The following is a 9,771-nucleotide window of genomic DNA, read 5'->3' as shown; positions in this document are numbered from 1 at the left end:
TAGCTTTTTAACTTTACAGGATAGCTTATGATTATTTGAAGTTCTGCGGCTTTGATATAGCTTCTGTGCTATCTCAGCATTATAGTCACTATTTATACTAGTGCGATTAAGTTCCTTTTTTATAGCTCTTTCACTATAGCCAATTTTATTGGCTATTTGAGATGTTTGGTATCCTAATTTAAGTAATTCTTCTATACAATATCTATTTGAAAGAGTTAAGTGCTTTGGCATTTTTTAGTTCCTTATCGTTTATTTTAGTTTCGTCAAAACCTAATAAACTATATTTGGAACTCTCTTTCAACTATTTAAAACTTTCAGAATACAATCTAGCTTTTAAAGCTATTTTTCCTTCACACTTCGACTTTGCTCAGTGACCGGAAGGGGAATTTAATATGAGTCTTATGGAGAAAAAATGATCAAATCACTAAAACAATTAGCAATACAAGCTGGCTTAGAATACATCGGCGAAGATGTATCAATTCAAACAGTTAGCATTAATTCTAATGAGGTAAATCAAGATGCTTTATTTGTCGCGATTGTAGCTAATCGTGATGGCCATGAGTTTATCCCAAGTGCTATTAGCAATGGTGCAAAAGCATTGTTGGTTTCAAAGAAACAAGATATAGATATCCCTCAAGTAGTTTGTGGTAATACTATCAAGGGACTACGAGCTTTAGCAAAAGAGTATCGTAAGTCTCTAAAAATGCCAATTATTTCCTTAACTGGTAGTTGTGGTAAAACAACTGTTAAAGAGATGATAGTAACTCTACTTGGTGATAAAAAAGTTCATTTTACACAAGGTAATTTCAACAGCTATCTTGGTGTGCCGATGACAGTTTTAGAAACTCCACAAGATGTTGATTTTGCTGTGATTGAAACTGGTACAAGCGTTGCAGGTGAGATAAAAGCTGCTGCTGAAATTATTCAGCCTAATATTGCAATGATTACAAATGTTGGTGCTAGTCATTTAGAGAACCTTAAAACACTAGATGGTGTAATGATAGAAAAAGGTGAGCTTCTTAAAGCTTTACCAAAAGATGGTTTTTGCATTGTAAATCTTGATGATGAAAGAATATCTGTGTATGCGGGGAAATTAAATTGTAAGAAAATCACTTGTTCAATGAGTAATCAAGATGCAGATATCATCATTTTAGATTATCAGGTTACGCCAGAGTTCTATGATGTTAAGGTTAGAATCTTTGACAAACAATATAACTATCAGTTGCCAAATATTGGTAAGCATAATTTGTCTAATAGCATGCTTGCGATAGCTAGTGTGGTTGCTGCAGGACTAGAGCCAAACAGTTTTTTACAAAATACGCAAAATATCAAAAATTATAAAGGTAGATTCTCAACTGAAAAGCTAAATGATAACTTAACTCTTGTAGATGATACATATAATGCTAGTGCTGGAGCTGTCCAGGCTGCTATAGCAGATTTAGCTGAATTTGATGGTAAAAAAGTTATAGCAATTACCTCAATGAGAGAATTAGGTGATGAGGCAGAAAACTATCATCGTAAGATGGATCAATGGCTCAATAAAGCAAATTTAGATAATATATTTTTATTTGGCGAAAAAAATTTAATAAAGTTTGCTTTAGAAGAGTATGAAGGTTCAAATGCTAAATACTATGATGATAAGCAACAGTTAAATAATGATCTATTAAAACTACTTACTGAGTACAAATCTCAAAATACTAAACTTACTGTCAAAGGAGCTAGAAGCTTTAAGATGGAAGAAGTTGTCAAATTTGTTAAGGAAAATTTGCAAGGAACATTATGAAAAGACTTTTTGCTATATTAGCTTTTGTATTACTTATAAGTGTATCTTTTGGTAAAGATATCGTGAAGTACCCTCTAATGGAGTCAAATGTACTTTGTGATTCTGTAAGACCATTTTGTGGCGATAACTGTAGTAATAATATGTAATATGCCTTTTTATCCGACATTATGTAAACCTACTGAATATGGTTCAGCTTGGTCTGGTGGTATAGCAGCACCATTCGGATAAAGTTTTTCAGCTAATTGTTTAACTTCATCTGTATTAAATGCTTGTACATACTCTTTAAGTTTAGGATTATCTTTTTGTGATTCTTTAACGGCAATAACATTTGCAAATGGAGAATCTTTAGGCTCTACAAAAAGAGCGTCTTTTAGACTTAACCCTGCTTTAGGGATATAGTCGTTATTTACAATACCAAGATCCACATCACCTAGGTTATTAGGGATTTGATCTGCTTGTAGAGCTATGATTTTTAGATTTTTTGGATTGCTAGCTATACTATCTGTAGTAGCTTTCCAAGTTATACCATCTTTAAGTTTGATTAATCCAGCATCTTGAAGAATCATTAGTGCTCTACCTTGATTAGTAGGGTCATTAGGGATTGCTACTGTAGCGCCGTTTGGAATATCTTGGATATTTTTATATTTTTTAGAGAACATTCCCATTGAGTATAAGAAAGTCTTACCAATATAAGTAAGTTTATAACCAAACTGTTTGATTTGATTTTCTAGGAATGGAATGTGTTGGAAAACATTTGCTTGCAATTCCCCATCATTAAGTGCTCTATTAGGAATGTTGTAATCACCAAATGTTACTAGATTTACATCAAGATTATATTTTTCTTTAGCTATTTTTTTACTTAGCTGCATGATTTTATCTTGAGGAGGACTGGTAATATATCCTACAGTTATTTCATTTGTATTGGTAGTAGCTGCAGCATTTACATACAGCTGTGTACTACATGCACCCAATAGAATAGCCGTAATAATCCAAAGTGAAGTTAACTTCTTGGCTGTAACTAGATAATTACCGAATGATTGGGTAATTTGAACAAGGATAACTAACATAATTACACCACCAAGTAATAAAGTGTAATTACCGTAATTATAACCTTTGAAGTAAGTCAAATCACCTAGACCACCGCCACCAACGATACCAGCCATAGCTGAGAAACCGATTAGTGAAATACATGTTAAAGTAGCAGCATCAATCAACAAATTCTTTGATTCAGGAAGTAGTACTTTAAAAACAATCTGTCTTTTAGTTGCGCCCATTGATTTGGCTGCTTCAATAAGTCCGTTATCAACTTCACGCAAAGCTGATTCAGTTAGTCGAGCATAAAATGGTAGGGCAGCGATAGCTAGAGGTACTATTGAAGCAGTAGTCCCTATTGTTGTACCAACTATAAGCCTTGTTAGGGGGTACAGAAGTATTAGCAATATGATATATGGGATACTTCTTGTTATGTTTATAATAATACTAAAAGTCTTGTTAAATCCTTTAACGGCAACATTTTTACTATCTTGTGTTATATACAGTAATATGCCTAATAATATACCACCTATGACGGCTACCAAAGTGGCTATGAAAACCATGAAAATGGTTTCCCAAGTTGATTGAGCTATTAGGCTAAGCTCATGTGAACTAAATATTGTCTGCTGTTGCATAACCTAACACCTTTAAATTAACATCTTGGTTTGAAAGAAATCTTAATGCATTTTCCCAGTCTTGACGCTCACCTGTAATATGACAAATCGCAATCCCCACTATCTGCTCTTGGATTGTTTCTATATTCGCTTGGATAATACTTGCCGTAGCATTGAACTGACGAGAAATTTCAGCAATGATAGGCATCTTACCTTTGTCTCCATAGAATGTTAGTTGTACTACTGGATATGTATTATCATAACTGTAAGGATTATCATAAATTCTTTTAGCAATAAAATCTGGGACTTTTGTATGTATGCTTGTCTCAACAAAAGATTTTGTTACAGGTGCTTGAGGATCTAGAAATATGTCTAAGGTTTTGCCCATTTCTGCAATACGACCTTTGTCAATAATTGCTACACGATCACAGATTTTTCTGACAACATCCATTTCATGTGTAATTAAAACTATTGTTAAGCCAAGTTCTTTATTTAATCTTTTAAGAAGTGCCAAAATCTGTTTTGTAGATGTTGGATCTAGTGCCGATGTCGCTTCATCAGATAATAAAACTAAAGGATCTAAAGCCAAAGCTCGAGCAATAGCAACTTTTTGTTTTTGGCCTCCACTAAGCTCTTGAGGATATGCATTTGCTTTATTTGGAAGCTCTACCAGCTCTACCAGCTCAAAAACTCTTTTTTTGATTTCAGCTTTTGGTATTCCTTGAATCTCAAGTGGAAGGGCAATATTCTCAAAAACATTGCGAGATGATAGCAAGTTGAAATGCTGAAATATCATTGAAACTTTTCTGCGAAATTCTCTAAGCTGTTTTGGATTCTTCTTTGTAATATTCTCATCAGCAATGAATATTGAACCATCAGTAGGTTGCTCTAGAAGATTTAAGCATCTTAAAAGTGAGCTTTTGCCTGCACCACTATGACCGATTATACCAAATATCTCGCCTTGCTTAATGTCAAGGTTTATATTGTCAAGCACGAGATTGCTAGTATTATTTGATCTGTACTCTTTTTTTAAGTTTTTAATTTGAATCATTTTTCGCCTTTGCTTTATCACCAATTTTACTTTCTTGACCACTGATTAATCTTTGAATATTTCCTCTGTGTTTAATAAGTATGATTATTGCAATTATTAAAAATGGCGTTGCCACTTGTAAATCTGAGGTAAATATTACTGAAAAACTTGCTATAACAGTAGCTACTAATGCTGATAAAGATGAATAACGAGTAATTACAGCAACACATAGCCAAGTAATGACAAATATTAAACCTAAAATCCAGCTAAACCCAAATAGTGTACCTATTAAAGTTGCAACACCTTTGCCACCTTTGAAGCCAAAAAATATTGGGAGTATATGACCGAGAATTGCATATAATGCAGTACATGCAGTTATAAATTCATTACCAGTTAATACTTTAGCTAAAACTACAGGCACTAGACCTTTTAGTATATCAAAAGCAAGGGTGATGATCGCTGGAACCTTCCCACCTATTCTTAGAACATTTGTAGTTCCTGGGTTGCCAGAGCCAACACTTCTTGGAGAGGGTAGTCTAAATATATAACAGACAATAATTGCACTATTAATTGAGCCCAAAAGATAAGCAAACACTGGTATGCTAAAATTTAAAAAGTTCATTGTTTTCCTTGATGATTTTAAAACTATTTGAGTTAATTATAAGAGATAATACTATCTAGACAATATCTTCGCTAGCTATTTTTATAACTATGTTATAGGATTAGTAGCTTAAAAAACTTATTCATTAAATTCTGTTTCAAAAGGTTAAATTTTATGACTGTAATGAAGTTCGACTTGATCAAAAAAGAAGGCAAAGCTAGAAGAGGAAAAATAAGCTTCCCAAGAGGAGATATTCAGACTCCTGCATTTATGCCAGTAGGGACTTATGGAGCTGTTAAATCATTATCTCCAGTTGAGTTAAAAGAAATGGGTGCTGATATTATCTTGGGTAATACATTTCATTTATGGTTACGTCCAGGTACTGAAATTATCAAAAAACATGGTACTTTACATGATTTCAACGGTTGGGATAAACCTATACTTACAGACTCCGGGGGATTTCAAGTCTTTAGTTTGGTTAAAATGCGTAAGCTTACAGAAGAAGGCGTTACATTTAAGTCACCGATAAACGGTTCAAAAGTTTTTTTATCTCCCGAGATATCAATGCAAGTCCAAAGAGATCTTGGCTCTGATATTGTAATGTGTTTTGATGAGTGCACACCATATCCAGCTACTGAAAAAGAAGCAAAAGATTCTATGGAACTATCTATGCGTTGGGCAAAAAGATCAAATGATGCTCATGGAGATAATCCATCTGCATTATTTGGAATTATTCAGGGTGGAATGTATGAGCATTTACGTGATGATTCTTTAAAAGCTTTAAAAGAAATAGATTTCGATGGTTTTGCTATAGGTGGATTATCTGTGGGTGAGCCTAAGGAAGATATGATTAGAATACTTGATCATACTGCTCATCAGATGCCAGAAGATAAGCCGAGATACTTGATGGGTGTTGGTACGCCAAAGGATTTAGTAGAAGCTGTTTATCGTGGTGTTGATATGTTTGATTGTGTAATGCCGTCACGAAACGCTCGCAATGGTCATATGTTTACATCAGAAGGTGTTGTTAGAATTAGAAATGCCAAACACAAGGATGATGTGTCTCCATTAGACCCAAACTGTGATTGTTATACTTGTCAAAATTTTAGTCGTAGTTATTTGCACCACCTAGATAAAACTCAAGAGATATTAGGTTCAAGATTAAATACAATCCACAATTTAACTTATTACCAAAATCTGATGAAAAATATTCGCCAAGCTCTAGAAGAGGGTAGGTTTGAAGAGTTTAGGAAGGAGTTTTTGGAGAACTATAAAGGCTAATTTTATAGAAAATTTTATGTAGCATTATAAACATAGAGTTAAAAATAAGAACTCAATAATTTTTTGATAATATCAAAATTAGTTGTTTCAGAATCTCTAGCCAAAAGATAATAGGATTTTCCAGTGTGATAGCTTTTTTGTGGCGGAACATAAAGAAATCCATTTTTGATGTGTTCTTGAATTAAAAGTCTATCTGTAACAAAAAATCCAATACCTGAAAAGCAAGCCTGAATTGCTTGAAGAGAGTTTTTGAAGATTATATTTTTGTTAGGTTTTTTTGAGATGTTGTTGTGCTGTGCCCAGAGTTGATAATCATCAATGCGAATTTTATCATCAACATAGATTAGCTTTTGTTCTAATATTATTTCTGAGAGGCTTTTACCAAAGTGCTTATTATTGCAAACTAGTATTAGCTCACCATCTGCGAGTTTGAATTTGTTTTTATTGCTAAAATCACTGTCAATACCATATTCTATGCTTATATCTATATCATCATAATCAAAATTTACTTTTCTGCCTAGACTGACGAGTTGTATCTCTGTATTTACTATTGAATCTATTAAATTATCTAGTTTTGGGATTAGCCAATTTGCACAAAGTGTAGTCATACAGTTTATCGATAATTTTTTAGCACGTTGTTTTTTTAAAACCTCTGTTGCATTGTAAATTTCTGATATTAGAGGGTCTATCATTGTGTAGTACTCTTTGGCTAAGTCAGTAATAACTAGATTTCGTTTATCCGTGATAAATAGTTTTTTATTAAGATGGTTTTCTAATTTTTTTATAGATTGGCTCACGGCAGAGTGAGTCATAAATAGCTGTTCCGCAGCTTTAGTATAACTTTGTGTTTTCATTACTGCTATAAATACTGGTAATGAGTTTAAAGGAGGTAAGTCATTTTTTTTAATCATATCGTGTAAGAAAAACTTACTTATAATGTAAGAATAAAGCATTTTACAGATTGGTGCAAGAGTTATATTATTCTTATATCTTAAATTCATGGAGTAAAGAAAAATGACCCAAATTAATAACTTTATAAGTTTGTGGTTTATGATGGTTTCTGCAGCTCTTATAGCTCTTGGCTCATTTGCATGTAAGTATCTGATACAAATAGATGGGATCTACTTAACCATGTTAGTTTCATTTGTTGGTGGAGGCATACTTATGTGGTGGGTTGTAAGTATTTCTTCCTTTTCAAGAGTTGTTCCTTTCGCTTGGAGTTCAATATTTATTAGGGTGGTGTTTAGTCTATTTGCACAATTATTTTTCTTTATAAGTTTAAGTAATGGTTCATTATTGATTACCATTTTACTATTTAATACTAGTCCATTATTTATTCCAGTTATTAGGTTTTTGTTTTATAAGCAGAGTGTTGGTTACTTTAATTTTGCTTGTATTATTATTAGCTTTTTGGGAATTTATCTTATACTAGGTGTTGGAGAAGGTAATGTTAATACATATAGTCTTTGCGCTCTTTTTGCGGGAGTTTTAAATGCAGCATCTCAAGTTGTTTTATACAATGCAAGCAAAAAAGAAGATGTGTTTATTATAAATCTTTGGATATATACATTTATAGGCATGTTATTGCTACCGTTTAATATATCTGCCATATCTAGCTTAAATGAGGTGTCAATGAAGCCTGTAGTCATTTGGGTATCAGTAGCTATAATTATATTTGGTATTAGTTCACAGATTTTTAGAGTAAAAGCCTTTAAGTATACTAAAGATCCTTCACTAATAGCTCCAGCTATGTATTTTTCAGTAATAGTTGCAGCACTATTAGATGTTGTGTTTTATGATAGCTCTATAGGTTATATGGAGATGATAGGGATTTTAATGGTGTGTGTTTCGAGTATATTGTCTTTAATAAGAAAATAATAAGAGGAAAAGAAATGAAAAATAAAATCGTGATTGTTGCAGACTTTATAAATGAGATAGTCGATGAGAAAGGCGTTTTTGGAACTCATAACGCTAAGAGAGTTAAAGATGATAAAACTATGGAAAAAGCAAGTCAATTAATTACATGGGCAAGAGAAAATAATATTGTGATTGCTCATGTTAAGGTTGGTTTTAGTAAAGATTATAAAGAGTGTTCAAAAGTTTCTCCTATGTTTAAGCAGGCTCCGGAATATGGTGTTTTGCAGTTAGGTACTTGGGCAACAGATTTTCATCCAAGTATGGATGTTCAAGAGCATGATATAATAATAACAAAACATCGCGTCAATGCACTATATGGTACTAATCTTGAACTTGTTTTGCGAGCAAATAATGTTCAAGATGTTATTATTTGTGGAGTATCAACCAGTTATGTGGTAGAGTCTACTGCTAGGGAATTACATGATCGTGACTATAGAGTCATGGTTGTGGCAGATGCCTGTAATGCTAGCAGTCAAGAAATGCATGAAGCAAGCTTGTCAAATCTAAATAAAATTGCTAGAATTGTATGCGTAGGTAATTTATTAAAGGGAGAGTGTTTTGGTAATTAAACTTACTCCCTTTTTTGCTGTATCATGATATAATACACCGTATTGCATATAGAGAGTAAATAATATGAATAAAATAACTTCTTTCTTTGTTGGAGCGATGATCTCATTTTCGTTATTCAGCTTTTCGTATTCGTTCAATGATACTGAGAATTTGTTATATCTTCAGGCTTACTATAACAAACAAAATGTTGAAAAAGTGAATACTTTTCATCAAGGTTCTAGAATGTCTAGGTATTCAACAAATTTGAAAGTTGATGATTATTGATAATTAAAACTCTTTCAAATTTTTATGCAAGTCTTTTTCTTACAATCCATAAAACTTTATTTCTACACCTAAATATAATTTTTTATGTTTTGCTGTTATATTCTTTTTGTTTAAAGTGCTAGATTGTATTCTCAATGTTTATAGAGATACCAAAATGTACTTCATTAGGTGTCAAGTAATTTAAACATTTCTTAGGTCTATTATTCAAGTCTATCTGTAACTTTCTAATGTATTGATGAGATATATTGTTAAAGTTAGTACCTTTAGGTATAAATTGTCTGATATACCTATTCATGTTTTCATTAGTACCTCTTTGCCAAGGACTGTATGGATCAGCAAAGAATACTTTGATGCCAGTCTTGCTAGTTAGCTTCTTATGTTTAGCAAACTCTTTACCATTATCAAATGTAGCTGTTAATATTTTATGACCATTAGATACTTTGTACAATATTCTATTGATTGAATTAGCTGTTCTATCTATAGACTTGGCTAAAATAGTAAATCTGCTAGCTCTATCGACCATTGTTACAATAGCACTTTTATGGTCTTTACCAACAATAGTGTCACCTTCAAAGTGATAAAGATTTTTTCTATTAGCACTGCTAGGTCTTTCAGAAATACTCGCTCTATCCTTTATCTTAACTTGTTTAGAGTCACCTTCTTTTTTGTATTTATATTG

11 protein-coding genes and 1 pseudogene are annotated in these 9,771 nt (G+C 32.5%); 6 read left to right on the top strand and 6 right to left on the bottom strand.

What is annotated here, in order from left to right:
• A partial coding sequence (locus tag F8C69_RS06665) for a helix-turn-helix domain-containing protein (protein ID WP_159183974.1) occupies positions 1-231 on the bottom strand: 231 nt, incomplete at its 3' end.
• A gap of 181 nt (positions 232-412) precedes the next feature.
• Here F8C69_RS06665 and F8C69_RS06660 point away from each other — a divergent pair.
• Complete coding sequence (locus F8C69_RS06660; protein ID WP_159184660.1) at positions 413-1,783, top strand: UDP-N-acetylmuramoyl-tripeptide--D-alanyl-D-alanine ligase; 1,371 nt, start codon at positions 413-415, stop codon at positions 1,781-1,783.
• Positions 1,780-1,990, top strand: a pseudogene (locus F8C69_RS06655) (hypothetical protein); the annotation flags it as partial. The gene F8C69_RS06660 and the pseudogene F8C69_RS06655, both read left to right, overlap by 4 nt.
• Here the strand turns inward: F8C69_RS06655 and F8C69_RS06650 are convergent.
• The 3 genes from F8C69_RS06650 to plsY are packed head-to-tail and all read right to left on the bottom strand — an operon-like array spanning position 1,939 to position 5,081.
• Positions 1,939-3,450: a MetQ/NlpA family ABC transporter substrate-binding protein gene (locus tag F8C69_RS06650; protein ID WP_159184659.1), complete on the bottom strand. Its 1,512-nt coding sequence runs from the start codon at positions 3,448-3,450 to the stop codon at positions 1,939-1,941. The pseudogene F8C69_RS06655 and the gene F8C69_RS06650 sit on opposite strands and share 52 nt — an antisense overlap.
• Complete coding sequence (locus F8C69_RS06645) at positions 3,428-4,480, bottom strand: methionine ABC transporter ATP-binding protein (protein ID WP_192189654.1); 1,053 nt, start codon at positions 4,478-4,480, stop codon at positions 3,428-3,430. The genes F8C69_RS06650 and F8C69_RS06645 overlap by 23 nt, the downstream gene beginning before the upstream one ends.
• A complete protein-coding gene (plsY, locus tag F8C69_RS06640; RefSeq protein WP_159184658.1) occupies positions 4,467-5,081 on the bottom strand; it encodes a glycerol-3-phosphate 1-O-acyltransferase PlsY in 615 nt (204 codons plus the stop codon). The genes F8C69_RS06645 and plsY overlap by 14 nt, the downstream gene beginning before the upstream one ends.
• A gap of 153 nt (positions 5,082-5,234) precedes the next feature.
• Here plsY and tgt point away from each other — a divergent pair, with 153 nt between their 5' ends.
• Positions 5,235-6,341: a tRNA guanosine(34) transglycosylase Tgt gene (gene tgt / locus F8C69_RS06635; RefSeq protein ID WP_159184657.1), complete on the top strand. Its 1,107-nt coding sequence runs from the start codon at positions 5,235-5,237 to the stop codon at positions 6,339-6,341.
• Between the two features lie 38 nt (positions 6,342-6,379).
• Here tgt and F8C69_RS06630 read toward each other — a convergent pair whose 3' ends face one another.
• The gene (locus F8C69_RS06630; RefSeq protein WP_159184656.1) at positions 6,380-7,252 is read right to left on the bottom strand and encodes a LysR family transcriptional regulator; all 873 of its coding nucleotides are present in this window, start codon (positions 7,250-7,252) and stop codon (positions 6,380-6,382) included.
• Between the two features lie 103 nt (positions 7,253-7,355).
• Between F8C69_RS06630 and F8C69_RS06625 the strand changes: the two genes are divergently transcribed.
• From F8C69_RS06625 to F8C69_RS06615, 3 genes are all read left to right on the top strand, one after another.
• Positions 7,356-8,219 carry a DMT family transporter gene (locus F8C69_RS06625; RefSeq protein ID WP_159184655.1) on the top strand — a complete coding sequence of 288 codons (864 nt, stop codon included), beginning with the start codon at positions 7,356-7,358 and terminating at the stop codon, positions 8,217-8,219.
• Between the two features lie 14 nt (positions 8,220-8,233).
• Positions 8,234-8,827 carry a cysteine hydrolase family protein gene (locus F8C69_RS06620; protein WP_159184654.1) on the top strand — a complete coding sequence of 198 codons (594 nt, stop codon included), beginning with the start codon at positions 8,234-8,236 and terminating at the stop codon, positions 8,825-8,827.
• 64 nt (positions 8,828-8,891) lie between these two features.
• Complete coding sequence (locus F8C69_RS06615; RefSeq protein ID WP_159184653.1) at positions 8,892-9,092, top strand: hypothetical protein; 201 nt, start codon at positions 8,892-8,894, stop codon at positions 9,090-9,092.
• A 118-nt stretch (positions 9,093-9,210) separates the two neighbouring features.
• Here F8C69_RS06615 and F8C69_RS06610 read toward each other — a convergent pair.
• Positions 9,211-9,771: IS30 family transposase (locus F8C69_RS06610; protein ID WP_159183759.1), on the bottom strand; the 561-nt coding region annotated here is incomplete at its 5' end.

Source organism: Francisella noatunensis subsp. noatunensis (genome assembly GCF_009823375.1).
Taxonomy (GTDB): Bacteria; Pseudomonadota; Gammaproteobacteria; order Francisellales; family Francisellaceae; genus Francisella; species Francisella noatunensis.
This window is presented reverse-complemented; position numbering and strand designations above follow the sequence as displayed.

Coding starts and splice junctions, on each gene's coding strand:
- F8C69_RS06660 (WP_159184660.1), top strand. CDS start 413: ATGATCAAATCACTAAAACAATTAGCAATACAAGCTGGCTTAGAATAC.
- F8C69_RS06650 (WP_159184659.1), bottom strand. CDS start 3,450: ATGCAACAGCAGACAATATTTAGTTCACATGAGCTTAGCCTAATAGCT.
- F8C69_RS06645 (WP_192189654.1), bottom strand. CDS start 4,480: ATGATTCAAATTAAAAACTTAAAAAAAGAGTACAGATCAAATAATACT.
- plsY (WP_159184658.1), bottom strand. CDS start 5,081: ATGAACTTTTTAAATTTTAGCATACCAGTGTTTGCTTATCTTTTGGGC.
- tgt (WP_159184657.1), top strand. CDS start 5,235: ATGACTGTAATGAAGTTCGACTTGATCAAAAAAGAAGGCAAAGCTAGA.
- F8C69_RS06630 (WP_159184656.1), bottom strand. CDS start 7,252: ATGATTAAAAAAAATGACTTACCTCCTTTAAACTCATTACCAGTATTT.
- F8C69_RS06625 (WP_159184655.1), top strand. CDS start 7,356: ATGACCCAAATTAATAACTTTATAAGTTTGTGGTTTATGATGGTTTCT.
- F8C69_RS06620 (WP_159184654.1), top strand. CDS start 8,234: ATGAAAAATAAAATCGTGATTGTTGCAGACTTTATAAATGAGATAGTC.
- F8C69_RS06615 (WP_159184653.1), top strand. CDS start 8,892: ATGAATAAAATAACTTCTTTCTTTGTTGGAGCGATGATCTCATTTTCG.